This is a genomic window from Pseudooceanicola antarcticus (genome assembly GCF_900215355.1).
Classification (GTDB): Bacteria; Pseudomonadota; Alphaproteobacteria; order Rhodobacterales; family Rhodobacteraceae; genus Pseudooceanicola; species Pseudooceanicola antarcticus.
In genome coordinates, this window is record NZ_OBEA01000006.1 from 104,842 (window position 1) to 130,984 (window position 26,143).

22 protein-coding genes are annotated in these 26,143 nt (G+C 65.9%); 10 read left to right on the forward strand and 12 right to left on the reverse strand.

The features are described from left to right. Nucleotides 1–61 precede the first annotated feature (61 nt). From CRO50_RS15220 to CRO50_RS15230, 3 genes are all read right to left on the reverse strand, one after another. Nucleotides 62–874, reverse strand: coding sequence for a glutamate racemase (locus CRO50_RS15220; RefSeq protein WP_097146785.1), 813 nt, complete (start codon nt 872–874; stop codon nt 62–64). 36 nt (nt 875–910) lie between these two features. Continuing rightward, nucleotides 911–1,840 carry a lysophospholipid acyltransferase family protein gene (locus tag CRO50_RS15225; RefSeq protein ID WP_097146984.1) on the reverse strand — a complete coding sequence of 310 codons (930 nt, stop codon included), beginning with the start codon at nt 1,838–1,840 and terminating at the stop codon, nt 911–913. A 233-nt stretch (nt 1,841–2,073) separates the two neighbouring features. Further along, nucleotides 2,074–5,487 carry an indolepyruvate ferredoxin oxidoreductase family protein gene (locus CRO50_RS15230; protein WP_097146786.1) on the reverse strand — a complete coding sequence of 1,138 codons (3,414 nt, stop codon included), beginning with the start codon at nt 5,485–5,487 and terminating at the stop codon, nt 2,074–2,076. 179 nt (nt 5,488–5,666) lie between these two features. Between CRO50_RS15230 and CRO50_RS15235 the strand changes: the two genes are divergently transcribed. From CRO50_RS15235 to grxD, 5 genes are all read left to right on the forward strand, one after another. Beyond that, the gene (locus CRO50_RS15235) at nt 5,667–6,581 is read left to right on the forward strand and encodes a LysR family transcriptional regulator (RefSeq protein ID WP_097146787.1); all 915 of its coding nucleotides are present in this window, start codon (nt 5,667–5,669) and stop codon (nt 6,579–6,581) included. 493 nt (nt 6,582–7,074) lie between these two features. After that, the gene (purL, locus tag CRO50_RS15240) at nt 7,075–9,240 is read left to right on the forward strand and encodes a phosphoribosylformylglycinamidine synthase subunit PurL (protein WP_097146788.1); all 2,166 of its coding nucleotides are present in this window, start codon (nt 7,075–7,077) and stop codon (nt 9,238–9,240) included. 224 nt (nt 9,241–9,464) lie between these two features. Further along, nucleotides 9,465–10,133, forward strand: coding sequence for a YrbL family protein (locus CRO50_RS15245; protein ID WP_157791762.1), 669 nt, complete (start codon nt 9,465–9,467; stop codon nt 10,131–10,133). Nucleotides 10,134–10,318: 185 nt separating this feature from the next. Continuing rightward, the gene (locus CRO50_RS15250; protein ID WP_097146985.1) at nt 10,319–10,552 is read left to right on the forward strand and encodes a BolA/IbaG family iron-sulfur metabolism protein; all 234 of its coding nucleotides are present in this window, start codon (nt 10,319–10,321) and stop codon (nt 10,550–10,552) included. 94 nt (nt 10,553–10,646) lie between these two features. Further along, the gene (gene grxD / locus CRO50_RS15255) at nt 10,647–11,009 is read left to right on the forward strand and encodes a Grx4 family monothiol glutaredoxin (RefSeq protein ID WP_097146790.1); all 363 of its coding nucleotides are present in this window, start codon (nt 10,647–10,649) and stop codon (nt 11,007–11,009) included. Nucleotides 11,010–11,105: 96 nt separating this feature from the next. On the opposite strand, the gene CRO50_RS15260 is transcribed toward grxD, so the two are convergent. Both CRO50_RS15260 and CRO50_RS15265 read right to left on the reverse strand, forming a co-directional pair. After that, nucleotides 11,106–11,534, reverse strand: a complete 429-nt coding sequence (locus CRO50_RS15260; protein ID WP_097146791.1) for a cell division protein ZapA — start codon at nt 11,532–11,534, stop codon at nt 11,106–11,108. Then, complete coding sequence (locus CRO50_RS15265) at nt 11,534–12,043, reverse strand: hypothetical protein (protein ID WP_097146792.1); 510 nt, start codon at nt 12,041–12,043, stop codon at nt 11,534–11,536. Before CRO50_RS15265 ends, CRO50_RS15260 begins: the two co-directional genes overlap by 1 nt. Nucleotides 12,044–12,429: 386 nt before the next feature. Here CRO50_RS15265 and tkt point away from each other — a divergent pair, with 386 nt between their 5' ends. From tkt to CRO50_RS15290, 5 genes are all read left to right on the forward strand, one after another. Next, on the forward strand, nt 12,430–14,445 hold the full coding sequence (gene tkt, locus CRO50_RS15270; RefSeq protein WP_097146793.1) for a transketolase: 2,016 nt from the start codon (nt 12,430–12,432) through the stop codon (nt 14,443–14,445). Between the two features lie 404 nt (nt 14,446–14,849). Beyond that, on the forward strand, nt 14,850–15,854 hold the full coding sequence (gap, locus tag CRO50_RS15275) for a type I glyceraldehyde-3-phosphate dehydrogenase (RefSeq protein WP_097146794.1): 1,005 nt from the start codon (nt 14,850–14,852) through the stop codon (nt 15,852–15,854). 195 nt (nt 15,855–16,049) lie between these two features. Beyond that, entirely contained in the window at nt 16,050–17,054 is a 1,005-nt protein-coding gene (gap, locus tag CRO50_RS15280; RefSeq protein WP_097146795.1) for a type I glyceraldehyde-3-phosphate dehydrogenase, read from the forward strand. A gap of 131 nt (nt 17,055–17,185) precedes the next feature. Beyond that, nucleotides 17,186–17,329, forward strand: a complete 144-nt coding sequence (locus CRO50_RS15285; RefSeq protein WP_097146796.1) for a glyceraldehyde-3-phosphate dehydrogenase — start codon at nt 17,186–17,188, stop codon at nt 17,327–17,329. Between the two features lie 46 nt (nt 17,330–17,375). Beyond that, complete coding sequence (locus tag CRO50_RS15290; RefSeq protein WP_097146797.1) at nt 17,376–18,359, forward strand: alpha/beta fold hydrolase; 984 nt, start codon at nt 17,376–17,378, stop codon at nt 18,357–18,359. On the opposite strand, the gene coaD is transcribed toward CRO50_RS15290, so the two are convergent. The 7 genes from coaD to CRO50_RS15325 all read right to left on the reverse strand — a co-directional run bounded on the left by coaD (nt 18,328) and on the right by CRO50_RS15325 (nt 26,007). Further along, a complete protein-coding gene (gene coaD / locus CRO50_RS15295) occupies nt 18,328–18,819 on the reverse strand; it encodes a pantetheine-phosphate adenylyltransferase (protein ID WP_097146798.1) in 492 nt (163 codons plus the stop codon). The two genes, CRO50_RS15290 and coaD, sit on opposite strands and share 32 nt — an antisense overlap. 342 nt (nt 18,820–19,161) lie before the next feature. Continuing rightward, nucleotides 19,162–20,112 carry an ABC transporter substrate-binding protein gene (locus CRO50_RS15300; protein WP_416061097.1) on the reverse strand — a complete coding sequence of 317 codons (951 nt, stop codon included), beginning with the start codon at nt 20,110–20,112 and terminating at the stop codon, nt 19,162–19,164. Between the two features lie 29 nt (nt 20,113–20,141). Beyond that, nucleotides 20,142–21,140, reverse strand: coding sequence for an ABC transporter permease (locus CRO50_RS15305; RefSeq protein ID WP_179747299.1), 999 nt, complete (start codon nt 21,138–21,140; stop codon nt 20,142–20,144). After that, nucleotides 21,140–22,657: a sugar ABC transporter ATP-binding protein gene (locus CRO50_RS15310; RefSeq protein ID WP_097146800.1), complete on the reverse strand. Its 1,518-nt coding sequence runs from the start codon at nt 22,655–22,657 to the stop codon at nt 21,140–21,142. Before CRO50_RS15310 ends, CRO50_RS15305 begins: the two co-directional genes overlap by 1 nt. Then, a complete protein-coding gene (locus tag CRO50_RS15315) occupies nt 22,654–23,796 on the reverse strand; it encodes a Gfo/Idh/MocA family protein (protein ID WP_097146801.1) in 1,143 nt (380 codons plus the stop codon). Before CRO50_RS15315 ends, CRO50_RS15310 begins: the two co-directional genes overlap by 4 nt. 1 nt (nt 23,797) lies before the next feature. Continuing rightward, entirely contained in the window at nt 23,798–24,853 is a 1,056-nt protein-coding gene (locus CRO50_RS15320) for a sugar phosphate isomerase/epimerase family protein (protein ID WP_097146802.1), read from the reverse strand. Between the two features lie 95 nt (nt 24,854–24,948). Beyond that, complete coding sequence (locus tag CRO50_RS15325) at nt 24,949–26,007, reverse strand: LacI family DNA-binding transcriptional regulator (protein ID WP_097146803.1); 1,059 nt, start codon at nt 26,005–26,007, stop codon at nt 24,949–24,951. Between the last annotated feature and the right edge of the window lie 136 nt (nt 26,008–26,143).

Sequence of the window (26,143 nt, forward strand, 5' to 3'; positions counted from 1 at the left end):
CAGCCCTTGCAGCGACTGCACGCCGCAGGGCCAAGGGCCTGTGGCCCGTTGGACAACCGCCTCAGGCGGCGTGGAAATCCAACCGTCGTCGGAGGAATTGCGTGGCCCTGGAAGAGACCCGCGCCGGATCGCCGGTGGTCAGGAACATCGAGACCTCGCCCGGTCCGCGCCGCTCGGGGTGGCGGTCCAGGTAATCGGCCAGAGACTCGGCCACCAGATTGGCCTGGGAATAGACGGTCACGTGCTCTCCCAGGGCCTGCTGGAAGGCCTCGGCCATCAGCGGGTAATGGGTGCAGCCCAGGATCGCCGCCTCGGGCTCGGGCATCTTGCGCTTCAGCGCATCGACATGGGAGTTCACCAGCGCCTCGGCCAGGATCATGTCGCCGTCCTCGATGGCATCGACCACGCCGCCGCAGGCCTGGGCCTCGACATCGACGCCGATGGCGCGGAAGGCCAGCTCGCGCTGGAAGGCCCGGCTGGCGACCGTGGCAGGCGTGGCAAAGAGTGCCACATGCTTCACCGCGACCTCGCGCGGCGGAGAATTGTCGCCCCACTGGCGTTCGGTCAGCGCCTCGATCAGCGGCACGAAGACCCCCAGCACCCGCTTGCCTTCCGGCACCCAGCTTTCCTGCATGCGGCGCAGCGCGGCGGCGGAGGCGGTGTTGCAGGCCAGGATCACCAGGTCGCAACCGGCATCGAAAAGCCGCTGCACGCCCGCCTTGGTCAGATCGAGAATGTCATCGGCGGTGCGCACGCCATAGGGCGCATGGGCCTGGTCGCCCAGGTAGACGAAGGGCACATCCGGCAGACGCTTGGAACAGGCGTCCAGCACCGTCAGCCCGCCCAGACCGGAATCGAAGATACCTACCGCCATGTCATGCCCCGGTCCCTCTCGGGCACCGCCTCTGCCTTACGCGCGGGCTTCTGCCCTGCGCTTCGCCTCGAACTCGTAGCCGTATGCATAAGATTTCAACGGCATTGGAGAAAGCTCATACGTCGCTCTGCGCAGGAAATCCATCATCGCCTTCGTGTCCCCTGCCCGGCTGCGCAATTCTTCGCGCGCGATCGGCTCTCCGACCACCACGCGGACCGGCCCGTCGATACGGGAACGAAACTCCTTCAGCAGCAGCCCCATGCGCAGGGTCGGGTGCAGATGGCTGGCCAGTTGGAAGAGCCGCGAGGTCGTGCCCTCGAAGAAGACCGGCACCACGGCGGCCTCGCTCTTGGCGATCATGCGTGCGGTGAAGCCGCGCCAGCCGGGGTCCATGGGATGGGCGAAAGGCGTGGCAGCGGTCGAAACGGTGCCACCGGGGAAGACCCCCATCACGCCGCCCTCGCGCAGGTAGCGCAGCGCCTCGCGGCGGGTCTCGACATTGGTCTGTACCGCCTCGCGGGTCTCATCGAAGCTGATCGGCAGGATCACCCGGTCAAGATCGCTGGCCTTGCGGAAGACCCTGTTGGCGAGGATGCGGAAATCGCCGCGCCGCTCTTGCAGCATATGACCCAGGATCAGCCCGTCGAGAATGCCATAGGGGTGGTTGGCAACCACCACCACCGGGCCCTCGGCTGGGATGTTCTGCAGGCTGCCGGCAGAGTATTCCAGTTGCAGCCCGTAGCGCTCCACCATCACCGACCAGAAGTCGCGCCCTGCGCGCACGTCCTCGGCGTAGCCATCGGCCCTGCGGATCAGCGAGGGGCGGCCAAGCGCGTTCTCCATCAGACGGATCACCATCTGACCCGAGCGCGTCTCGGCGCTGGAGGCGTAGGAGATATCGCGGGCGATCTGGCGCTCGCTCGGCGGACGCGGATTCTGCTCAGAGGGGAGGATTTCTGCAGTCATGGCCATGTCCGAACGGGTCGCGCCCTCTTACCGGCGGCGGTGGATTCGTTCCAGTGAATTGCGCCCCCGCAGCGGTGCTGCCCGCTATCCTGACCGAGGGGCCCGAACAGCCGGTTAACGCCCCCGGTTGCGAAGGTGGCGGCGACCGTCACCCCGGCCGCCCTGCCACCAGATGGGAAGCGCATTCGGGCGCCGCAAGAGCGGCGCCCGGTCTAGTCGTCTCACGCGGCGCCTTACTCGGCAGCGGCCCGAAACGGCCCGTCGCGCAGCACCGCAAGATAGGCCTCGCGCTGCTTGGCGGCGCGGGCCTCGTTCTCGGCCTTGACCGGACCATAGCCGCGGATCTGCATCGGCAGCTCGATCAGCGCCTTGACGCTTTCCTTCAACTCCGGGTCGTAACCCTTTAGGATATCTTCCATATCCTGCTCGAACTGGCGGATCAGACCGCGTTCCATCCGGCGTTCGGCCTGGCGGCCGAAAGGGTCCAGCCGGGTGCCCCGCAGCCCCTTCATCCGCGCCAGCAGCCAGAAGGGCGCCTTCATCCAGGGCCCGAACTTGCGCTTCTTCGGACGTCCGGTGCCATCCTCTCCGCCCAGCATCGGCGGCGCGAGGTGGTAGGAGATCCTGAAATCGCCGTCGAAGACCTCGCGCGCCTTGGCGCGGGTCTCCAGATGCATCCGGGCAACTTCGTATTCATCCTTGTATGCCAAGAGCTTGTGATACGATCTTGCCACCGCTTCACGCAGCTCCTCGTCCTCGAAACGATCCACCATGGCGCGATAGCGACGGGCCAGCCGGCGGTTCTGGTACTTGCGCAGATGCGCCGCTCGGGTCTCGATCAGCGCGTCCAGGCTCAGCGGCTCGGGCTTCTGCGCCGCGGGGGCGATCAATTGCGCCACCTCCTCCTTGTGCAGCACGGCGTAGCGGCCGACCTCGAAGGCATGCAGGTTGCGCTCGACCGCCGCGCCGTTCAGCGTCACCGCCTGGCGGATCGCGTCATGGCTGAGCGGCACCAGCCCCTGCTGCCAGGCTGCCCCCAGAAGGATCATGTTGGCAAAGATGCTGTCCCCCATGGCGACCTGCGCCAGGGCCGAGGCATCGAAGAGCTCTACCCGATCCCGCAACCGCGCCTGCAACTGAAGGGCAAGCCTTTCAGAAGGCAGGGTAAATTCGGTATCTCGGGTGAAATCTCCGGTGACGATCTCATGGGAGTTCACCACCGCGCCGGTCTGGCCCTGCCGGGTCAGGCCAAGCGTCTTCGAGCCCGCGCTGACCACCAGGTCGCCCCCGATCAGGGCATGCGCCTCGCCCGCGGCAACCCGGATGGCCGAGATATCCTCGGGCGTCTCGCCGATCCGCAGATGGATATGCACCGCGCCGCCCTTCTGGGCGAGGCCCGCCATCTCCATCATGCCGGCGCCCTTGCCGTCGATCTGCGCCGCCTGCGCCAGCACGGCACCGATGGTGACGACGCCGGTGCCACCGACGCCGGTCAGCACGATGTTGTGGGTGCCGTGGATCTCGGGCAGCTCGGGCAGGTCCATCCCCTCGGGCAGCTCCAGGCTGCGCTTCGGAGCCTTCTTGGGCACAGCCCCCTCGAGCGTCACGAAGCTGGGGCAGAAGCCGTTGAGGCAAGAGAAGTCCTTGTTGCAGGCCGATTGGTCGATGGCGCGCTTGCGGCCGAAGTCGGTCTCGACGGGGGTGATTGCGACGCAGTTCGACTGCACGCCGCAATCGCCGCAGCCCTCGCAGACATCGGTATTGATGAAGACCCGCTGGTCGGGGTCCGGGAACTCCTTGCGCTTGCGCCGGCGGCGCTTCTCGGCGGCGCAGGTCTGCACGTAGATCAGCGCCGAGACGCCTTTGACCTTTGCAATATTCCTCTGCACCTCCTCCAGATCGGCGCGCTCGGCAATCTCGATCCCTTTCGGGAATTGCGAAAGATCAATATTTTCCTTCTGATCATGCACCACGGCGATATGGGCCAGCCCCATGCCCTTCAGCTCTTCGGCGATGCGATAGGCGGTCAGCCCGCCCTCGTTCTTCTGGCCGCCGGTCATGGCCACGGCATCGTTGAACAGGATCTTGTAGGTCATGTTCACACCCGCCGCCTGGGCCGCACGGATGGCCTGGATGCCCGAGTGGTTGTAGGTGCCGTCGCCCAGGTTCTGGAAGACGTGATCGCGGGTCGAGAACGGCGCCTCGCCGATCCAGTTGGCGCCCTCGGCGCCCATATGGGTGAAGCCGGTGGTCTCGCGGTCCATCCACTGCACCATGTAGTGACAGCCGATGCCCGCGTAGGCCCGCGAGCCCTCGGGGATCTTGGTCGAGCTGTTGTGCGGGCAGCCGGCGCAGAAATAGGGCAGCCGCGCCGCGAGGTCGGTGACATTGTCATTGCTGCGGGTCTCGGTGAAACGGGTCAGTGCCGCCTGCACCGCCTCGGTACCGCGCCCCTCTTCCACCAGGATCGCGCCCAGCTTCTCGGCAATCCAGACCGGATCGAGCGCGCCCTTGGTCGGAAACAGCTCTTCGGCATGGGCGCCACCCTTGCGCCAGCCATAGACGCGACGGCCGCGGCGATCGTCGAAGATCGCCTCCTTGACCTGCACCTCGATCAGCTTGCGCTTCTCTTCCACCACCACGATCAGGTCGAGCCCCTCGGCCCATTCGTGGAAACTGTCCATGTCCAGCGGCCAGACCTGCGCCACCTTGTAGGTGGTGATGCCAAGCCGCTCGGCCTCGGCCTCGTCGATGCCCAGCAGGGACAGCGCATGAACCAGGTCAAGGTAGTTCTTGCCCGCCGAGACGAAGCCGATCTTCGCCCCCGGCTTGCCCCAGATCCGCTTGTCGATGCGATTGGCGCGGGCGAAGGCCTCTGCGGCAAAGCGCTTGTGGTCGATCATCCGCGCTTCCTGCTCGGGCGGGCTGTCGCCGAGACGGATGTTCACCCCGCCCTCGGGCATCGGGAAGTCGCTTGGTGTGACCAGCTTCATGCGGAAGGGATCGCCATCGACGACCGAGGTCGCCTCGACCGTATCCTTCATCGTCTTCAGCCCGACCCAGACGCCCGCATAACGGCTGAGCGCATAGCCGTAGATACCCAGATCCAGGATCTCCTGCACGCCCGCTGGTGAAACGATGGGCATATAGGCATCGACCAGCGCCCATTCGCTCTGATGCAGCACGGTCGAGCTTTCGCCGGTGTGATCATCGCCCATGGCCATCAGCACGCCGCCATGGGGCGCGGTGCCCGCCATATTGGCATGTTTCATCGCATCGCCCGAACGGTCGACGCCAGGCCCCTTGCCATACCAGAGCCCGAAGACCCCGTCGAAGCGCCCCTCTCCGCGCAGATGCGCCTGCTGCGCGCCCCAGAGGGCGGTGGCCGCGAGGTCCTCGTTCAACCCTTCCTCGAAGCGCACCTCGGCGGCATCTAGGATCTTGCCCGCGCGCCGCATCTGCATGTCGACCGCACCAAGCGGCGAACCGCGATAGCCCGTGACATAGCCGGCGGTGTTGAGACCGGCGGCCTCGTCGCGGGCCTTCTGGGCCAGCATCAGTCGGACTAGGGCTTGGGTTCCGTTCAGCAGGACCGGGGACTTCGAGAGGTCGAACCGGTCGTTCAGAGAAATTTTCTCCTGGCTCATGATATTGGTGCCTCCTTGGGAAGCAGTATAGCCGAAGAACGGGTCAGCACCGATGACCGGGCCGAAAAATAACGAAAAATTCGCTATCCAAAGAAGGGCGACCCCGTTAAGACAAGCGCCACGTGAGCCGCAGTAGAAATATTGTGCGGAGCTCGAAAACGGCGACAGGCAGTTTCAATATGGATTGGGATAAGCTCAGAATCTTCCACGCGGTGGCCGATGCCGGCAGCCTGACCCATGCGGGCGATGCGCTGCATCTGTCGCAATCGGCTGTTTCCCGCCAGATACGCGGCCTGGAAGAGAGCCTGAACACCACCCTCTTCCACCGTCACGCGCGCGGACTGATTCTCACCGAGCAGGGCGAATTGCTGTTCGACGCCACCCGCGCCATGGCCAAGCGCCTGGAAACCGCCACCGCCCGTATCCGCGACAGCGAAGAGGAAGTCTTCGGCGAGCTGCGCGTGACAACGGCGGTCGGTTTCGGCACCCTCTGGCTGGCGCCGCGGCTGCCCAAGCTCTACGAGAAATACCCCGATCTGAAGATCGACCTGATGCTGGAAGAGCGTGTCCTGGACCTGCCCATGCGCGAGGCCGACGTGGCCGTGCGTATGAAAGAGCCCTCCCAGGCCGACCTGATCCGCAAGAAGCTGATGTCGATCCGCATGCGCTGCTATGCCTCCGCCGATTACATCGCCCGCTTCGGTCGCCCGGAAACGCTGGAAGACCTCTCGCCGCACCGCCTGATCTGCCAGACCCCCTCGGCGCCGCAGGTCTCTGCCGGTGCCTCGCTGGTGGCACAGCTCATGTCCTCTGACGTGCGCTCGACGCTGACGGTGAACAATTACTTCGGCGTGCTGCAGGCGGTGGTCCACAACCTCGGCATCGGCGTGCTGCCCGACTACATCGTCGAGGACTTCCCCTCGCTCGAACGGGTCTTCCCCGAGATCGAGTCGGGCGAAGTGCCGGTCTTCCTGGCCTTCCCCGAAGAGCTGCGCCACTCCAAGCGAGTCGCCGCGTTCCGCGAATTCGTCCAGGAAGAGATCATGGCGCACCGCCGCACGATCCGCGACCTGCGCGACCGCGACGCCGAGTAACGCACAACCGACAGGTGAGCCGCGGAAAGCGACAGCCCCGGTCAAGGGCTGCGCTGAATGCATAGCAGTAATGTAAAGCCTGCGGCATTTTGGGACTTGATCGTTTCAACTCCGACCAATATCTGGGCACTCGATGATGATCGCGCTTACCAGCGCATCATCTTCATACCTCCCTGTTGGACTTGGCCGGACCTTGTGTCCGGCCTTTTTTTTGGCCCCCATGCCGAAACACGGCGCGTCTTTCTTCTGGGACACCGCGAAACACCCCCGCAGGATGCCTCCGGCGGGAGTATTTTCAGCCTGGTGATGAATTGGGCCCCATACATCACCAGGCTGAAAGTACTCCGGGGGAGTCCGCCCTGGCGGACGGGGGCAGCGCCCCCTCTCCGGCGACGTCCCCCATCCCCCGCAATCCAAGGGAAATCGCCCTGCCCCCCTTCCCCAAACCAGCGCCATCGCGTAAACGCCGGGCAACGTCACCCAGGGGGTCAGCATGCAAGAGCCGGAAATCACCAAGGACCTTATCGCCAGCCACGGCATCAACGATGAGGAATACGCCGAGATCCTGCGTATCCTGGACCGCGCGCCCAGCTTCACCGAGCTCGGCATCTTCTCGGCCATGTGGAACGAGCATTGCTCCTACAAATCCTCGAAGAAGTGGCTGCGCACCCTGCCCACCGAGGGCCCCCAGGTGATCTGCGGCCCCGGCGAGAACGCGGGCGTGGTCGATATCGGCGATGGCCAGGCCGTCATCTTCAAGATGGAAAGCCACAACCACCCCTCCTACATCGAGCCCTACCAGGGCGCGGCCACCGGCGTCGGCGGCATCCTGCGCGATGTCTTCACCATGGGTGCCCGGCCCATTGCCGCGATGAACGCGCTCTCCTTCGGCGAGAAGGACCACCCCAAGACCCGGCAGCTGGTGCATGGCGTCGTCGAGGGCATCGGAGGCTACGGCAATTGCTTCGGCGTGCCTACCGTCGGCGGCGAGATCCGCTTCGACCCCGCCTATAACGGCAACTGCCTGGTCAACGCCTTTGCCGCCGGCCTCGCCGATGCCGACAAGATCTTCTACTCCGCCGCCTCCGGCGTTGGCATGCCGGTGGTCTACCTCGGCGCCAAGACCGGCCGCGACGGCGTCGGCGGTGCCACCATGGCCTCGGCCGAATTCGACGACACCATCGAAGAGAAGCGTCCCACCGTTCAGGTCGGCGACCCCTTCACCGAGAAGCGCCTGATGGAAGCCTGCCTCGAGCTGATGCAGACCGGCGCCGTGGTCTCGATCCAGGACATGGGCGCGGCAGGCCTGACCTGTTCGGCCGTGGAGATGGGCGACAAGGGCGGCCTCGGCATCCGCCTGAACCTCGACGACGTGCCGCAGCGCGAACCGAACATGACCGCCTACGAGATGATGCTCTCGGAAAGCCAGGAGCGCATGCTCATGGTCCTCAACCCCGAGAAGGAGGCCGAAGCCCGCGCCGTCTTCGAGAAGTGGGACCTCGACTTCGCCATCGTCGGCGAGACCATGGCCGAGGACCGTTTCGAGATCATCCACCAGGGCAAGGTCTGGGCCGATGTGCCGCTGTCCAAGCTCTCGTCCTCGGCGCCCGAGTATGACCGCCCCTGGGTCGAGACCCCGGCGGCAGAGCCGCTCACCGATGCCGATATCCCCACGGTTGATGCGATCGACGGGCTGAAGGCGCTGATCGGCTCTCCGAACTACTGCTCGCGGCAGTGGGTCTACGAGCAATACGACAGCATGGTGATGGCCGATACCGCGCGCGGCCCCGGCTTCGGTTCCGGCCTGGTGCGGGTGCATGGCACCGACAAGCTGCTGGCCTTCACCTCGGACGTGACCCCGCGCTACGTCAAGGCGAACCCGGTGCAGGGTGGCCGCCAGGCCGTGGCGGAAGCCTATCGCAACCTCACCGCCTCCGGCGCCAAGCCGCTGGCCTCCACCGACAACCTGAACTTCGGCAACCCCGAGAAGCCCGAGATCATGGGCCAGTTCGTCGGCGCCCTGAAGGGCATCGGCGAGGCCTGCCAGGCGCTCGACATGCCCATCGTTTCGGGCAACGTGTCGCTCTACAACGAGACCGATGGCTCGGGCATCCTGCCCACCCCCACCATCGGCGCCGTGGGTCTGATCGAAAGCGCCGAGAAGGCCATCGACGGCACCGCCCGTGAAGGCCACGTGGCACTGCTGATCGGCGAGACCCAGGGCCACCTGGGCCAGTCGGCCCTGCTGGCAGAGGTCTTCAACCGGACCGAGGGCGATGCACCGCATGTCGACCTGGACGCCGAGAAGCGCAATGGCGACTTCATCCGCGACAATGTCGAATGGATCTCTGTCTGCTCGGACCTGTCCGATGGCGGCCTCGCGCTGGCGGCCTTCGAGATGGCCGAGGCCGCAGGCGTCGGCGTGACCCTGGATCTGACCGACCAGGCACAGCTCTTTGGCGAAGACCAAGGCCGCTACCTTGTGGCCTGCAACTTTGACAGCGCCGAGGCCCTGATGGTGGCCGCCGGCAAGGCCGGTGTAACCCTGACCACCGTCGGCAAGTTCGGCGGCGACACGGTGACCATGGGCGGCAGCTCTGCACCGCTGGAGGAGCTCTCGGCCCTCTATCGCAATGCCTTCGGCGAGACCTTCGCCTAAGCGCGGCGCCGCGGCGACACGCGCTTTGACATCCTGACGGGGCGGTGCCGGTTTCCGGCGCCGCCCTTGTCATTTTCTGCCCACTTCCTGCACCGATGCGCCTTTGCGCCCAAAAACCTACGGTAGCGGATGTGTTATTTCTGGACCGGTGCCCACCCGGTTGCTACCTCTGAGGCCCCCGAGGGGGAAACAGGGGTCCAGGGACAGGACCCAGGATGGGACAGATGACAAAATTCGACACCGGGCCGGTTACGCTGGCCGGGCAGGAACCTTTGCGCTCGGGCGAGGAGAGCCTGGTCTACCAGCACCCGCGCTTCCAGGACCTCTTGCTGAAACTGCCGCGGCAGGACGGCCGGGCCGCCCTGCGCATGCAGCGCCCCGGCTTCAAGCGCCCCCTGCTGAGACGCTTCCGCCATCTCGTCAGCTGGCATCTGGAATACTCCGAGTACCTCTCCGCCGTGGCGCGCGAGGGCACCCTGCCCGGCTTCGTGCCGCTGCACCTGGGGATCTGCCCCACCGATCTGGGCCCCGCGCTGCTGGTCGAGAAGATCTGCGCTCCAGGCGGAGAGCTGGCGCCGACCCTGCGCGACCTGGCCAATACCGGACGTCTCGATGCCTCGATCCCGGAGTTGCTGGAGGATTTCCTCGAAAACCTGGCCGCCAGCGGGATCGTCACCCGCGACATCTGGCCCGACAACCTGGTCCTCGCCGAAGCCCCCCGGCGGCTGATGCTGATCGAGGGCATGGGCTGTCGCTCGGCGCTCCGGGCCTGTCATATCCAGCTGCCGCTGACCCAGAACCGCCAGATCCGCCAATGCGCCGCCCTGCGACGCTGGGTGGCAGAGCGGGTCGAGCCTCAGCCCCGTTTGCCCCAGGGTCTGCGCCTGGCCTGAGCCCGCGCAGACCCAGGCTGCCAGCGCCCGGCCGAGGGGCCACCGCCCCTGTCCAGCCCGGCAGAAAAGCCCGTGCGACAGCGCACAAGGGCCCGCGCAGGGGCCCGTGCCAGAGCCATGCGGGTGCCCTTGCGGCCCGGCCCGGCAGGGCTTACATTTCAGGCCCAAGACAAATGGAGACATGCATGACCATTCAGGCCTCTGACATCGAAGCCCTCATCCGCGAGAGTTTCCCCGATGCCCAGATCATCGTCGAGGGCGATGACGGTCAGCATTTCTCGGCCATGGTGGTCGATGAGAGCTTCCGCGGCAAGAACCGCGTGCAACAGCAGCGGGCGGTCTACGCGGCGCTCAAGGGCAAGATGGATGGCCCCGCCGGCGAGCTACACGCCCTGGCGCTGACCACCAAGGCGCCCTGAGCGGCACCCAACAGGGGCGCTACAGCCCGCAAACGGAATGAACTGTGCCCCCTCGGCGGGGCAGCAAGGGGCCAGGCCCCGGAAAGGATGCCAGATGAGCGACGCCAAGACCCGTATCGACGAGACCGTCAAAGGCAATGATGTCGTGCTCTACATGAAGGGCACCAAGTCGATGCCGCAATGTGGTTTCTCCAGCCGTGTGGCCGGGGTGCTGAACTACATGGGCGTGGAATACACCGATGTGAACGTGCTGGCCGATGACGAGATCCGCCAGGGCATCAAGGATTACTCCGACTGGCCGACCATTCCCCAGCTCTACGTCAAGGGCGAGTTCGTGGGCGGCTGCGACATCATCACCGAGATGACCCTCTCGGGCGAGCTGGACGGTCTCTTCGACGAGAACGGCGTGGCCTACGACAAGGACGCCGCCGACAAGATCCGCGCCGCCAACGGCTGATCCGCCGGGGACATATCCCGACAATATGGAAACGGGGCAGAGGGCAACCTCTGCCCCGTTTGCTTTGGGCTGTCTTCAGGTCTTGAGACTGCGGGGCTAACCCTCGTCCTCGATGGCGCGCAGGCCCGGCGCCTGGCCGTTGCCTTCCTCGACCCGCTCGGCCAGCGATTCAGCGCGGGCGGCAAGCTCTGCCAGAGTGTCGGTCACCTCTGCGGGCACCACGGGCACCTCGACGCGCTGCGGCTCGGGCGGCGGGGCGTTGCGCAGGGCTTCCAGCTCGTCCTTCACAGCCTTCAGCTCGAGCGTCAGGCTCTGCACCTGGTCCTCGACGCCGGCGGTGCGATCGGCCAGCATCAGCCCGGCCATCAGCAGCATGCGTCCTTCGGGGATGCGGCCGGTCTGCTGCACCAGGGTGCTGGCCTCGCGGTCCAGCATCTGCGCGGCGGTTTCCAGGAAGTGCTCTTCGCCATCCTGGCAGGCAACGTCGAAGCGGCGTCCGCCGATGGTGATCTCGACCTCGGGCATCAGGCTTCCCCTTCCGTTGCGGGCGCGGGCTCGTCCACCAGGGCGCCGAGCGCGGCCAGGATCGTCTCGGCCTCGGCACCGGCGGCGGCGTGATCGGCACGCAGCGCGTCCAGCTCGGCCGCCATGCTTTCATTGAGCACATCGGAGTCTGCACCGCCCTTGGCCTCGCGCAGCAGGCGGTTGTTCTCGCGCAGGCGGGTGTTGACGGCGCGCAGGCGGCTCACCGCCTCTTCCATGTCGGCCATGGCGCGGGTCACATCCTCGCGGGGCCCGGCGGCAGGTGCCGCGCGTGCCTCGACCAGCTCGGCCTCCAGCGCCTCCTGCCGGCGGTGCAGCGCCTTCACCCGCTCTTCGAGCTGGGCATTGGCGGTGCGCTCGTCTTCCAGCAACTGCTTCAGCTCTTCCGGGCTTTCGCCAGGGGCCGGAGCGGGCACCAGCCCCTCGAGACCAGATCCGATCCGGTCCATCGCCGCCAGGATCCGGCCCTGCAATTCTTCCAGGTTACTCATTCTCTGCCTCACAGACCCCCGGCTACCGGGGGTGTCGTCCCTTCGCCGTTCGAATACCGTCCGGGCATCCTACGCGCCTCGGGGCCGGACCGAAACCATTGTTCTTGCCTCGACGGGCCATGGCGCCTGGGTCCAGCCGAAAAAAGCGAAATCACCGGGCCGGCGCCCCCGCGCCGCTCTCGGGATGAGGCTTTTCGCCCAGAGCCTTGTCATTGCAGCCGAATCAACGGCTCGGCCCGTATCGAGCGGAGTGTAGCCAAACCCCCGGATTTTCCCAAATACAGCGCGAAAACCGGCACAAATGCCCTGCTGTGCTTGCCTTTCGCGCCGCGGCTGGTAAGAGCGCGCTAACATCGACCGCCTGACCCTGCGAGAGGACAACACACGTGGATATCGACGCGCTGCGCTCCGCCCACCCGGACCATTGGTCCAAGGCCACTGCCATCCGGGCCCTGACCCTCGACGCCGTTGCGGCGGCAAACTCGGGTCACTCCGGCATGCCCATGGGCATGGCAGACGTGGCCACGGTGCTTTTCGAGAAGCACATGAAGTTCGACGCCAGCCAGCCGACCTGGTTCGACCGCGACCGCTTCATCCTCTCCGCCGGCCACGGCTCCATGCTGATCTACTCGCTGCTGCACCTGACCGGCTACGAGCAGTTCCCCATCGAAGAGCTGAAGAACTTCCGCCAGTGGGGCGCCCGCACCGCCGGCCACCCCGAGAACTTCCTGGCCCAGGGCATCGAGACCACCACCGGCCCGCTGGGTCAGGGCATCGCCAACTCGGTCGGTTTCGCCATGGCCGAAGAGATGCTGCGCGCCCAGTTCGGCAAGAAGCTGGTCGATCACTACACCTATGTCATCGCCGGTGACGGCTGCCTGATGGAAGGTGTCTCGGAAGAGGCGATCTCGCTCGCCGGGCGCCACCAGCTCTCGAAGCTGATCGTCTTCTGGGACAACAACAACATCACCATCGACGGCAAGGTCGAGCTCTCGTCCAGCACCGACCAGGTGGCCCGCTTCAAGGCCAACAACTGGCACGTGCAGGAAATCGACGGCCACGACCCCGAGGCCATCGACGCGGCCATCACCGCCGCCAAGAAGGCCGGCAAGCCCTCGATGATCGCCTGCAAGACCCATATCGCCCTGGGCCATGCCGCACAGGACACCTCCAAGGGCCATGGCGCACTGACCGACGCCGGCCAGCTCGAGGCCGCCAAGGCCGCCTACGGCTGGAACCACGGCGCCTTCGAGATCCCCTCGGATGTCAAATCCGCCTGGGAAGAGATCGGCCGCCGCGGCTCGGAAGAGCGTTTCGCCTGGGAAGGCCGCCTCGGCGCGCTCTCCGAGCGCAAGCAGGAAGAGTTCCAGCGCCGCGTCGCGGGTGATGCGCCGAAGAAGCTGGCCTCCGTTGTCCGCGCGCTGAAGAAGCAGGCCTCCGAGACCCTGCCCAAGGTTGCGACCCGCAAGGCCTCCGAGATGGCGCTGGAAGTGATCAACCCGGTGATGCCGGAAACCGTGGGCGGCTCGGCCGACCTGACGGGCTCCAACAACACCAAGACCGGCGACCTCGGGATCTTCGACACCGACAACCGCAAGGGCCGCTTCGTGCACTGGGGCATCCGTGAACACGGCATGGCCTCGGCGATGAACGGCATGGCGCTGCATGGCGGCGTGAAGCCCTACTCGGGCACCTTCTTCTGCTTCACCGATTACGCGCGTCCCGCCATGCGCCTCTCGGCCCTGATGCAGATCGCGCCGGTCTACGTCATGACCCACGATTCCATCGGCCTCGGCGAAGACGGCCCGACCCACCAGCCGGTCGAGCACCTGGCCATGTGCCGTGCCACCCCCAACACCCTGGTCTTCCGCCCCGCCGACGTGGTGGAAACCGCCGAAGCCTGGGAAATCGCGCTCAGCCAGAAGGGCACCCCCTCGGTGCTCTCGCTGACCCGTCAGGGCCTGCCCACCGTCCGCACCGAGCACAAGTCGAAGAACATGGTCGCCCAGGGCGCCTATGTGCTGGCAGAGGCCGAGGGCAAGCGCCAAGCCATCCTGATGGCCACCGGCTCCGAGGTTGCCATCGCCATGGAAGCCAAGAAGCTGCTGGAAGCCGAAGGCATCGGCACGCGCGTCGTCTCGATGCCCTGCTGGGAGCTCTTCGAGGAGCAGGACGAGAAGATCCGCAAGCGCGTCCTGCCCGCGGGTCCGGTCCGTGTCGCGGTCGAAGCCGGCGTGCGCCAGGGCTGGGACAAGTGGTTGCTCGGTGAGCGTGGCCGCGAGGCCAAGGCTGGTTTCGTCGGCATGTCCAGCTTCGGCGCCTCCGCCCCGGCGGAAGAGCTCTACGAGAAGTTCGGCATCACCGCCGAGGCCGTGGCCGAGAAGGTGAAATCCCTGCTCTGAGCCCTGTCAGACCGATCGAAAAGGCCGGACGTCCCCGTGGCGCCCGGCCTTTTTCGTGGGCGCGAGCGACGCTGGCAGCCGCCTCCGGCGGGCGTATTTCCAGCCTGGTGATGCAGCAAGAGCCTCTTCTGCCCATCACCAGGCTGAAAATACTCCGGGGGAGTCTCCGCAGGAGACGGGGGCGGCGCCCCCACCCCGGCAACCCACGGGCGATTCTCTTGGGCCTGCCGGGTGACGCTGCGGCGCAGCACCTGTTAGCGCGAACCCCGAGACAGGGTTAGCGCAACCAAAGGCGCGCGCGTTAATGTTTTCGCTAACATACTGTCATGCAACACTTTTCATCCTTACTCCCCGGCGCCGCTTCGCGTATGAAAGCCCCGAGGATCACAGCAGGAGACAGCGGCATGACGGTCACTCTCGGCATCAACGGTTTCGGTCGCATCGGGCGCTGCACGCTTGCCCATATCGCGGAAGCCGCGCGCAATGACGTGCAGGTGGTGAAGATCAATGCCACCGGCCCGATCGAGACCAATGCCCATCTCCTGAAATACGACAGCGTCCATGGCCGGTTCCGCAACGACGTGAAGGTCGCCGGCAACACCATGGATATCGGCCGCGGCCCGATGGAGGTCTTCTCGACCTACGACCCCTCCGAGTTGGACTGGGAAGGCGTCGACGTGGTGCTGGAATGCACCGGCAAGTTCAACGACGGCGAGAAGGCCGCCGTGCACAAGGCACGCGGTGCCAAGTCGGTGCTGATCTCTGCTCCGGCGAAGAACGTCGAGAAGACCATCGTCTACGGCGTCAACCACCGCGACCTGGTGGCCGGCGACACGATCATCTCGAACGGCTCCTGCACCACCAACTGCCTGGCCCCTCTGGCCAAGGTGCTGAACGACGCCATCGGCATCGACAGCGGCATCATGACCACGATCCACAGCTACACCGGCGACCAGCCGACCCTGGACCGCCGCCATGGCGATCTCTACCGCGCCCGTGCCGCCGCCATGAGCCAGATCCCCACCTCGACCGGCGCCGCCAAGGCCATCGGCCTGGTGCTGCCCGAGCTCGACGGCAAGCTGGATGGTTCGGCCATCCGCGTCCCCACCCCCAATGTCTCGGCCGTCGACCTGACCTTCATCGCCGAGAAGGACGTCACCGTCGATGACGTGAACGAGGTGGTGCGCGAGGCCGCTGCCGGTCACATGGGCCATGTGCTGGGTTACGATCCCGAACCCAAGGTCTCCATCGACTTCTCCCATACCGAGCAGAGCTCGATCTTCGCCCCCGACCAGACCAAGGTCCGCGGCAAGCGCCTGGTCCGCGTCCTGGCCTGGTACGACAACGAATGGGGCTTCTCCTGCCGCATGGCCGATGTGGCCGCCGCCCTGGGCCGCTTGCAGCACTGAACGCCCCTCTCCTGCACAGCGACTGAAACCCGCCAGTGAAGACTGGCGGGTTTATCGTTTTGTCACCTCTCCAAGCTTGACCTTTTCGCCCGAGAGGTAGAGTTTGCACGCGACGTTAGCGCTAACCAGCCATGCGGGCTGGCGCTGACTTGCCTCAAACGTGCCTTGTCGAGCTTTCAGAAAAGGACTTTTCCCATGGTTACCACTGTCGCCATCAACGGTTTCGGACGCATCGGCCGCAACGTCCTGCGTGCCATCGTCGAGTCGGGCCGCAAGGATATCGAGGTCGTCGCCATCAACGACCTCGGCCCCGTCGAGACCAACGCCCACCTGTTCCGCTACGACAGCGTCCACGGTCGCTTTGGTGGCGAGGTGACCACCGGCGAAGACTGGATGGACGTCGGCCTGGGCCGGATGAAGGTCACCGCGATCCGCAACCCCGAGGAACTGCCCTGGGCCGATGTCGACATCGCCCTGGAATGCACCGGCATCTTCACCAAGCGCGACGCCGCCGCCCGTCACCTGGAAAACGGCTCCTCCCGCGTGCTGGTCTCGGCACCCTGCACCGATGCGGATGTCACCTCGGTCTTCGGCGTGAACCACGACGCGATCACCAGCGACCACAAGGTGATCTCCAACGCCTCCTGCACGACCAACTGCCTCGCGCCCGTCGCCAAGGTGCTGAACGACGCCATCGGGATCGAGAAGGGCTTCATGACCACGATCCACAGCTACACCGGCGACCAGCCGACGCTGGACACGATGCACAAGGATCTCTACCGCGCCCGCGCCGCCGCCATGTCGATGATCCCGACCTCGACCGGGGCTGCCAAGGCCGTCGGCCTGGTGCTGCCGGAACTGAAGGGCAAGCTCGACGGCGTGTCGATCCGCGTGCCCACGCCGAACGTCTCCTGCGTCGACCTGACCTTCGTCGCCAAGCGCGAGACCACCGCCGAAGAGATCAACGAGGCGATCAAGGCAGCTGCCGCCTCTGGACCGCTGAAAGGCATCCTGGGCGTCACCGCAGAGCCGCTGGTCTCGATCGACCTCAACCATGACAGCCACTCCTCGACCGTGGCGCTGGATCAAACCAAGGTCATGGAAGGCACGCTCTGCCGGATCCTGTCGTGGTACGACAACGAATGGGGCTTCTCCTGCCGCATGGGTGACATGGCCGTCACCATCGGCAAGACCCTCTGATCGCTCTGCGCGGGCGGCCCTTCGGGCTGCCCGCCATCGCAGCCTGGTGCTGCAAGCTGCTCTGGACGCTTGATTTTTCGACCCGTCCAAGGCATAGCAGGCCGAGCCCGCTTGTCAGGGGGAGGAGCCTGGTGACAAACCGCCTCGCGTTCGTGCTTGGTGTCATCATCGTGACACTGCTGGTTCTGGACAACCTCGCCGGGAGCGGGGAAACTACCTTGTTCCTGATGCGCAAATTCGCTGATTTCGTCGAATGGCTGGCCTTCTGGCGCTAGGACTCTCCGGCTTCGGCAGTCGCCGCAGCGCATACGGGTTTGATGGATGACTATTGTTCTGGCCCTGCTCGGCCTCCTGCTCGCATTTTTCCTGGGCCTCGCCCTCTACGCCTACATGTGGAAGCGCAGGGCGCAGCGCGCGGTGCCGCCCCGAGGCGCATTCACCCGTATCTCGACCGGACGGCTGCACTACCTCGACGTGGGCCAGGGACCGGCGATCTTCCTGATCCACGGCCTCGGCGGCCAGATGGGCAATTTCGACTGCGGCCTGATCGACGACCTGGCCCGCGATCACCGGGTGATCGCCATCGACCGTCCCGGCATGGGCTGGTCCGAGCGGCCGCTCTCGCAGCCCTGCACCCCCGCCGATACCGCCCGGCTGATGTTCGAGATCATGGACAAGCTGGGCATCGAGCAGCCGCTCGTGGTGGGCCATTCCCTGGGCGGCGCCATCGCCCTCTCCATGGCCGTGCAGAACGCCGAGCGCCTGCGGGGCCTCGCATTGCTGGCACCGCTGACCCTGCGCGGACAGGAGCCCTCTCCGGTCTTCGACGGGCTGGCCATCCAATCCGACGTGCAGCGTTTCCTGACCGCCTGGACCTTCGCCACCCCCGCCGCCCTGCGCAACGGCGAAGCGGTGATCCAGCAGCTCTACGGCCCCGAGGAGATGCCGCCCAATGCCGTCACCCAGGGTGGCGCGCTGCTCAGCCTCGTGCCGCGCCACTTCTATCACACCAGCCGCGACTACATTAACTCGGTCCGTGGCCTCGAAGAGACCTCGCGCAAATATGCCGACCTGACGGTGCCGGTGCGCCTGCTCTATGGCACCGAGGACCAGATCCTCGATCCGCAGCACCATGGCGCGAAACTGGTGGGACGGCATCCGCAGATGGGTCTGAAGCTGATCCATGGCGGGCACATGCTGCCGGTGACCCAGCCGCAGGTCTGCGCCGAGTTCATCCGCGATGCATCGACCAAGATGCGCGGCAGCCTGACGATCAGAAGAGCTTCGCCCGAAGTCTATCGTTGACGTTGGGGGTGACGAATTTCGACACGTCGCCCTCCAGTCGGCAGATCTCTTTCACCAGCTTCGAGGCAATGGCCTGGTGCCCGGCATCGGCCATCAGGAAGACGGCCTCGACCGTGGCATCCAGCGCCCGGTTCATGCCAACCATCTGGTATTCATACTCGAAATCGGTGACCGCGCGCAGGCCGCGGATGATCAGCGAGGCCCCGACGTCGTGGGCGCAATTGATCAGCAGGTTCTCGAAGGGATGAACGACGATCTCGCAGCCGGTCTCTTTCGACAGCTCCGCGATCTCGGCCTCGATCATCTCGACCCGCTCTTCCAGGGTGAACAGAGGCCCCTTGTCGCGATTGATCGCCACGCCGATCACCAGCCGGTCGACCAGCAGCGTTGCGCGCCGGATGATGTCGATATGGCCGAGTGTCACGGGATCGAAAGTGCCCGGATAAAGTCCGATACGCATCTGGCAGCTCCTCCGCTTGCACCTTCGTCGCACGCAACAATATTACGCCGGGAATTGCAAGGGCGAACCCTGAGGGAATGGCGCTCAAGCTGACGCTGTTCCGCCTGGCGGAAGCCAGGGCTGCCTCGGGCCGGGACATTCAGGCGTCGCAAGAACGCAAAGCCTGCCCGGCGGCCCCTGGTGGGCGGCAGCAGGGCGCGCCAAGGGGATCGGGGCCCCTGCCCTGCGCCAGACGTCAGATGTATCTGAGAAACCGCCCGTTGAGGTCACCGCGTCCCGGCAGAGCGGCCTGCGGGGGCGAGGGGTTCCGGGCGAGCATTCCTGCCCGCCCGGAGATGGCCCTTAGAAGGGGCTGTCGGGGTAGTAGAACTGCTCGGCGTTCTCGGAGGTGATCAGCACCGAACCGATGGTGAAGGTGCCCGAGACCGGCGCGTTCGAGGTCAGCCCGACCGCGGTCAGCTCGATCGCCGTGGCGATCATCGACGGCGGATAGGTCACGTCGGCGGGGATCATCTCGTCCCCGTCCATCACGCGCTTGATCATCTCCTTCATGCCGGCACCGCCAAGCACGAAGTCCACGTCGTCACGCCCGGCCGCGTCGATCGCCGCCAGCACGCCAACCGCCATGTCGTCATCCGAGGCCCAGACCGCATCGATCTGCTCATGCTTGGACAGGAAGTCCTGCATGACGTTGAAGCTGTCGTCACGGTTCCAGTTGCCGTGCTCCATGTCGATGATCTCGATGCCCGAGCCCTCGATGGCCGCCTCGAAGCCCGCGACGCGCTCGTTGTCGATGGTGGTCGGGATGCCGCGCAGAACGACGATCTTGCCGCCCTCGGGCATCTGCGAGACCATGTATTCGCCCGAGACGCGCCCGAAACCGGGGTTGTCACCGGCGACGTAGAGATCCTCGATCCCTTCCACCGACAGGCCACGGTCGACCACGGTGACCCAGGCGCCGCTTTCGGCAACGGCCTGCACCGGCGGGGTCAGCGGATCGGATTCGAAGGGCAGCACGACCAGCGCGTCGATGTTGCGCGTCGCCACCATGTCTTCGATATCATTGACCTGCTTGCCCGGATCGGAAGCCGTGGCGAGCACGAAGTCGAGACCGGGGTACACCTCCTCCAGGCGCTCCACGGTCTGCTGTGCGTGGAAGTTCATGCCGCCGGCCCAGCCATGGGTCGCCGCCGGGATCGACACGCCGATCACCTTGGTGTCCTGAGCCAGGGCCCCGCCAGCGCTCAGCGCGAGCACGGTGCAACCGGCCATCAGCGTCTTCATGTAAGACATTTCGTTTCCTCCCTTGGATTGGCGAAGGGCTATCCCTTCGCCTTGGCTTCTCGCTGCAAGATCACAGCCAGAATGATGATGACCCCCTGGATCGCGCCGTTGAGATAGGGCGAGACCAGGTCGGTCAAATTCAGAATATTGTCGATCATGCTGAGGATCAGCACGCCGATCACCGTTCCCCAGACCCGGCCGAAGCCGCCCTTGAGGATGGTGCCGCCGATGATCACCGCCGCGATAGCCTCAAGCTCCCACAACACGCCGGTCGAGGCCGAGGCAGAGCCAAGGCGCGGCACGTACATGATCGTCGCCACGCCCACGAGCATGCCCAGCATGGCATAGGTCAAGAGCCGGGTGCGGTTCACGTTGACGTTGGAATAATGCGCCACGTTCTCGTTCGAGCCGATGGCGGCACAATGGCGCCCGAAGCGGGCGCGGCTCATCAGCACCTCACCAACGATGACGGTCAGCGCGAAGATGATGATCGGCCAGCTGATCCCGAACAGGCCGCCGAAGTAGACGGGGCGGTAGAAGGTGCGCAGTCCGAAATCGAGGCTGAGCGTGCCGCCGTCCGCCAGCCAGGTGACGAGGCTGCGGTAGATGCCCATGCTGCCAAGCGTGACGATGAAGGCCTCGATGCCGAGGGTGGTGATCAGGAAGCCGTTCAACAGCCCCGCCGCGATGCCCGCGACCAGCGCCACGACCATGCCCAGCAGGATGATCGGTATCCCGACCCCCAGCACCGGCAGGGCGGCGTTCATCACCAGGATCATCAGCCCGGCGATGAAGGCCGCCATGGAGCCGACCGAGAGGTCGAGCCCGCCGGCGGTGATCACGAAGGTCATGCCGACGGCGATGATGCCGATGAAGGCCGAGCGCGCCAGCACGTTGGTGATATTGGCCGCGCTCAGGAAGTTGGAGTTCAGCGCCGTGCCCACCAGGATCAGCACCAGAAGCGCGATCACCGGCCCCAGGACGCTCATCGAGGGGAGCGCCTTTCGAGGCTTGGTTGCCGCAGTTTCGGTCGTCATCATGCTACCCTTTCCGTGCTGCCCGTGCCGACGCCCATGGCGTGCCGGACGATTATGTCTTCTGTGATCTGGTCTCCGGTCAGCACCTTGGCCAAGCGGCCCGAGCGCATCACCATCACCCGGTCCGAGAGGCCGATCACCTCCTGCATCTCGGAAGAGATCACCACGATCCCGTGGCCGTCCTCTGCCAGCTTGCGAAGGAAGGCGTAAATCTGTTGCTTGGTGCCGATGTCGATGCCGCGGGTCGGCTCATCGACGATCAGGATCATCGGTTCGGACTGCATCACCTTGGCCAGCAGCAGCTTCTGCTGGTTGCCGCCCGAGAGGTTGCCGACGCGCATGGTCCTGGCCCCGGCGCGGATGTCGAACTCGTCGATGGCCTGGTCCAGCGCGCGTTCCTCGGCGGCGAAGTCGATCAGCACCCGGCCGTACTTGTGCAGCGCCTGCAGCGTCAGGTTCTCGCGCATACCCTTGTCCAAGAGCAGCCCGCGCAGCTTGCGGTCCTCGGTCAGATAGCACAGCCCATGGGCCAGCGCGTCACCGGGCCGCGAGATACTGACCGGGGTGCCGCCGATCTCGATCCGGGTGCTGGTGGCAGGACGCAGTCCGCATAGCCCCTCCATCGCCTCAGTACGACCCGAGCCGATGAGACCGGCAATCCCCAGAATCTCTCCCCGGTGCAGCTCGAAGGAGATGTCGCTGGCACGACCCGGAACGCTCAGCCCCTCGACGCGCAGAAGCACCTCGCGCCCCGGCGCGGCCTCCGGCTTGTCGGGGAAAAGGTCCGAGACATCGCGGCCCACCATGGCGGTGGCCATCTGGTCTTCGGTGATGTCGCGGGCCGGGCCGTCATGCACCAGCGTGCCGTCGCGCAGCACGGTCACCGTATCGGCGATCTCTGCCACTTCGCCCAGCTTGTGCGAGGTAAAGAGGATCGCCGTGCCCGAGGCCTTGAGCGCGCGGACCTGCTCAAACAAGATGCGGGTTTCCGAGCCGGTCAGCACCGCCGTCGGCTCGTCCATGATCAGGACCCGCGCATCGCGGCTGAGCGCCTTGGCGATCTCGACCATCTGCTTGTCGGAATTCGACAATTTCGACACCAGCGTGTCGGGGTCGATCTGGCAGTCGATGCGTGCCAGGTATTCCCGCGTCAGGCGACGCATCCGCGCCTTGTCCAGCAGCAACCCCTTCCTAAGCTCGCGGCCCAGGAAGATGTTCTGCTCGACCGTCAGCTGTTCGGCCAGGTTGAATTCCTGGTGGATCATCACCACCCCGGCCTCTTCCCCGTCGTGCAGGGAGCCGAAGGATACCTCCTCGCCATCCAGCAGGATGCGGCCTCCGCTCGGCGCCTCGATCCCGGCGAGGATCTTCATCGTGGTCGATTTGCCGGCGCCGTTCTCTCCGATCAGCGCCAGCACCTCGCCCGCCCGCAGGTCGAGCGTCACCCCGTGAAGCACCTCCACGGGGCCGAAGCTCTTGGTCACCTGCCGGAGCGCAAGGACAGAGGGCGTGCTCATAGCTTGGTCCACGCCGCGTTGTCGCCCGCCGAGGCGACGCAGGCCCGGATGAAGGCCATGCCGTCCAGCCCGGCACCGATGCCCGGTAGAACACCCATCACCGCCTCGCGCGACTGGCCGCCCTGCACGGCGCGGATCGCCTCGGCGGCCTCGGTGTAGATCGTGGCGAAGCCCTCAAGGTAGCCCTCGGGGTGGCCTGCCGGGATGCGGCTGACCGAGGTCGAGGCCTCGATGGCACCAGGCCCGTTGCGGGTCAGGCGGCGGGTGGGTTCGCCATGGGGGGTGAACCACAGGTAGTTGGGATCTTCCTGCGCCCACTCCAGACCGCCCTTTTCGCCGTAGATGCGCAGGCGCAGGCCGTTCTCGTTGCCCGGAGCAACCTGGCTGCACCAGAGCATGCCCCGCGCGCCGCCCTCGTAGCGCAGCAGGATATGGGCGTTGTCGTCCAGCTTGCGTCCCGCGCCGAAGCTTTGCAGGTCGGCGGCCAGCTCTTCCCCGGTCAGGCCGGAGACGAAGCAGGCAAGGTTATAGGCATGGGTGCCGATATCCCCGATGGAGCCCCCTGCCCCGGAGCGTTCCGGGTCGGTGCGCCATTCGGCCTGCTTCACGCCCTCGGTCTCTACCGCGTCGGTCAGCCAGTCCTGGGGGTATTCCGCCTGCACGAGGCGGATCTTGCCAAGCGCGCCCTCGGCCACCATCTGCCGGGCCTGCCGGATCATCGGGTAGCCGGTGTAGTTATGGGTCAGGATGAAGAGCGCCTGGCTCTCGGCCACGGCCTTTTCCATCGCCTCGGCATCCTCGAAGGTCGCGGTCAGCGGCTTGTCGCAGATCACGTGGATGCCGCGCGACAGGAAGGCCTGTGCGGCGGGGAAATGCACGTGGTTCGGGGTGACGATGCTGACGGCCTCGATCCCATCCTCGCGCGCGGCCTCCGCCTCTGCCATCTCCTCGAAGCTGCCGTAGGAACGGGAGGGGTCGAGCCCCAGGGTCTCGGCGCTGGCGCGCGCCTTTTCGGGGGTCGAGGAAAGCGCGCCCGCCACCAGGTCGAAATGCCCGTCGATGCGGCTTGCGATGCGGTGAACCCCGCCGATGAAGGCGTCGTTGCCGCCGCCGACCATTCCCAGTCTGATACGTGTCATCTCAGCCGATCCCCAGGAGTTTCTTGTTGGTCGCCTCGTCGATGTCGCCGCCCGCGAAGTCATCGAAGGCATGCGGCGTGACGCGGATGATGTGATCCTTGACGAATTGCGCGCCCTCGCGCGCGCCGTCCTCGGGATGCTTCAGGGCGCATTCCCATTCGACCACGGCCCAGCCGTCGAAGTCTATCGCGGCCATCTTGGCGAAGATCGCGCTGAAATCGACCTGTCCGTCGCCCAGGCTGCGGAACCGCCCGGCGCGGTCCACCCAGGGCTGGTAGCCACCGTAGACGCCCTGCCGCCCGGTCGGGTTGAACTCGGCATCCTTGACGTGGAACATCTTGATGCGCTCGGCATAGATGTCGATGTTGTCGAGGTAATCGAGGCACTGCAGCACGTAGTGCGAGGGGTCATAGAGCATGTTGCAGCGCGCGTGCCCGTCGAGCTTTTCAAGGAACATCTCGAAGGTGACGCCGTCGTGCAGGTCCTCCATCGGATGGATCTCGTAGCAGACATCGACGCCGCAATCCTCGGCGTGATCCAGGATCGGACGCCAGCGGCGCGCCAGCTCGTCAAAGCCCGTGTCCACCATGCCCTGAGGGCGCTGCGGGAAGGGGTAGATGAAGGGCCAGCAGAGCCCGCCCGAGAAGGTCACATGCTGCCCGATGCCAAGGTTCTTCGAGGCGGTGAGCGCCTTCTTGACCTGCTCGATGGCCCATTCGGTGCGCTCTTTCGGCTTGCCCTGCACCTCTGGCGCGGCGAAGCCGTCGACCCAGGCGTCATAGGCGGGATGCACGGCGACCAGCTGACCCAGGATATGGGTCGAAAGATCCGTCACCTCGACGCCGTTGTCGCGCGCCTGGCCCGCCCATTCGTCGCAATAGGTCTGCGAGGACGCCAGCTTGTCCAGATCGACCAGCCGCGCATCCCAGACCGGGACCTGCACGCCCTTGTAGCCGCAATCCGCGGCCCACTTGGTGATGCCGTCCCAGGAATCGAACGGCGCGGTATCGCCGGCGAACTGCGCCAGAAACAGTCCCGGTCCCTTGATGGTCTTCATGGTCTCCCCCCTTTTCACCGCCGAAGAACGGCGGCCTCCATTGGTTATTCGGTTTGCCGGCTGCCACGGGGAGGCCCCCGCGACCACCGACGGTGTCAGCCCGCCGCCTCCAGCGCGTCGGCCTGCGCCTGTGGCAGGTTCTCACGCAGGAAGATGGTCGGAACGATCGGATCCGTGCGCACCAGCGCGCGCCGGTCCGCCAGCAGCGTCAGGTGCTCCACCACCCGCGCCACCTCTTCCTCGGGTCGCTGGTCGATGATCACGTCGATGCGCCCCTCCTCCAGGGCGCGGCGCGAATGCGGGACCAGCTCATGCAGGAAAACATAGGGCCGCGCCGCATCCGGCGGCAGGGCCTCGAGCAGCCGGACGAGGCCTGCATTGCCCGCCCCGGCGCTGTAGATCGCGGTGATCTCGGGATCATCGGCCAGGGCCAGCCCGACCAGTGTCTCGACCATCTCGTGACGGTCGCGGCCCTCGAGCACCGGCGCGATCTCGAAATCGTCGCCAAGCACCTCGCGCATGCCCGAAAGGCGCTCTGCGTGGTCGCGCGCCGAGAGCGCGCCCACCACTGGCAGCACCCGACCCCGGCGCCCGCCATGGGCCATGCGGATCAACCGACCGACCGTGCGCCCGGCCACCACGTTGTCGATCCCCACGTAGGCGTTGCGCTGCGAACCGGGCAGGTCCGAGACCAGCGTCACCACGGGGATTTCGCGCGCTCTCAGCGCGGCGATGCCGGCGGCGGTCCGTTCATCATCGCTGGCGACCAGCGCCACGCCGTCCAGCGGCGCTTCGGCCAGGGCGGTCATCCTGCTGGTCAGGGCCTCCGGATCGAAGGCCTCGACGCTTTCCACCTGCAGGCTGACACGATCCGCCAGCAGCCGCGACGCGGCCTCGGCAAAGAGCGCCTGCATGCGCTGGAAGAAGCCGTTGGAGCCCGCGGGCAATACGATTGCAAAACGATAGAGGCGCTGCTGAGACAGGTTGGCCGCGGCCACGTTGCGCACGTAGCCCAGATCCTCGATCGCGGCCTGCACGTTGCGCGCCGCCTTCTCGGATACCCCGGCGCGGCCGTTCACGACACGATCCGCCGTCGCGTAGCTCACGCCAGCGCGACGGGCGACATCCGACAATGTCGGTGGCCGTCTGTTCATTGCAGTCCTCCCTGCGCGCAGGCTTGCAGCGAAACCGCATTCCGTCAATCGAAATTTGATAGACGTCTATCAAGACCCGCCGGCTGTCCCGCCCGTCAAGCTGGCGACCCCTCGCCATCTAATGCCTTCATTCCCC

Excerpts from the sequence above, each read along its gene's own strand:
- CRO50_RS15220 (WP_097146785.1), bottom strand. The coding sequence starts at position 874 with ATGGCGGTAGGTATCTTCGATTCCGGTCTGGGCGGGCTGACGGTGCTG.
- CRO50_RS15225 (WP_097146984.1), bottom strand. The coding sequence starts at position 1,840 with ATGACTGCAGAAATCCTCCCCTCTGAGCAGAATCCGCGTCCGCCGAGC.
- CRO50_RS15230 (WP_097146786.1), bottom strand. The coding sequence starts at position 5,487 with ATGAGCCAGGAGAAAATTTCTCTGAACGACCGGTTCGACCTCTCGAAG.
- CRO50_RS15235 (WP_097146787.1), top strand. The coding sequence starts at position 5,667 with ATGGATTGGGATAAGCTCAGAATCTTCCACGCGGTGGCCGATGCCGGC.
- purL (WP_097146788.1), top strand. The coding sequence starts at position 7,075 with ATGCAAGAGCCGGAAATCACCAAGGACCTTATCGCCAGCCACGGCATC.
- CRO50_RS15245 (WP_157791762.1), top strand. The coding sequence starts at position 9,465 with ATGACAAAATTCGACACCGGGCCGGTTACGCTGGCCGGGCAGGAACCT.
- CRO50_RS15250 (WP_097146985.1), top strand. The coding sequence starts at position 10,319 with ATGACCATTCAGGCCTCTGACATCGAAGCCCTCATCCGCGAGAGTTTC.
- grxD (WP_097146790.1), top strand. The coding sequence starts at position 10,647 with ATGAGCGACGCCAAGACCCGTATCGACGAGACCGTCAAAGGCAATGAT.
- CRO50_RS15260 (WP_097146791.1), bottom strand. The coding sequence starts at position 11,534 with ATGCCCGAGGTCGAGATCACCATCGGCGGACGCCGCTTCGACGTTGCC.
- CRO50_RS15265 (WP_097146792.1), bottom strand. The coding sequence starts at position 12,043 with ATGAGTAACCTGGAAGAATTGCAGGGCCGGATCCTGGCGGCGATGGAC.
- gap (WP_097146794.1), top strand. The coding sequence starts at position 14,850 with ATGACGGTCACTCTCGGCATCAACGGTTTCGGTCGCATCGGGCGCTGC.
- gap (WP_097146795.1), top strand. The coding sequence starts at position 16,050 with ATGGTTACCACTGTCGCCATCAACGGTTTCGGACGCATCGGCCGCAAC.
- CRO50_RS15290 (WP_097146797.1), top strand. The coding sequence starts at position 17,376 with ATGACTATTGTTCTGGCCCTGCTCGGCCTCCTGCTCGCATTTTTCCTG.
- coaD (WP_097146798.1), bottom strand. The coding sequence starts at position 18,819 with ATGCGTATCGGACTTTATCCGGGCACTTTCGATCCCGTGACACTCGGC.
- CRO50_RS15300 (WP_416061097.1), bottom strand. The coding sequence starts at position 20,112 with ATGTCTTACATGAAGACGCTGATGGCCGGTTGCACCGTGCTCGCGCTG.
- CRO50_RS15305 (WP_179747299.1), bottom strand. The coding sequence starts at position 21,140 with ATGACGACCGAAACTGCGGCAACCAAGCCTCGAAAGGCGCTCCCCTCG.
- CRO50_RS15310 (WP_097146800.1), bottom strand. The coding sequence starts at position 22,657 with ATGAGCACGCCCTCTGTCCTTGCGCTCCGGCAGGTGACCAAGAGCTTC.
- CRO50_RS15315 (WP_097146801.1), bottom strand. The coding sequence starts at position 23,796 with ATGACACGTATCAGACTGGGAATGGTCGGCGGCGGCAACGACGCCTTC.
- CRO50_RS15320 (WP_097146802.1), bottom strand. The coding sequence starts at position 24,853 with ATGAAGACCATCAAGGGACCGGGACTGTTTCTGGCGCAGTTCGCCGGC.
- CRO50_RS15325 (WP_097146803.1), bottom strand. The coding sequence starts at position 26,007 with ATGAACAGACGGCCACCGACATTGTCGGATGTCGCCCGTCGCGCTGGC.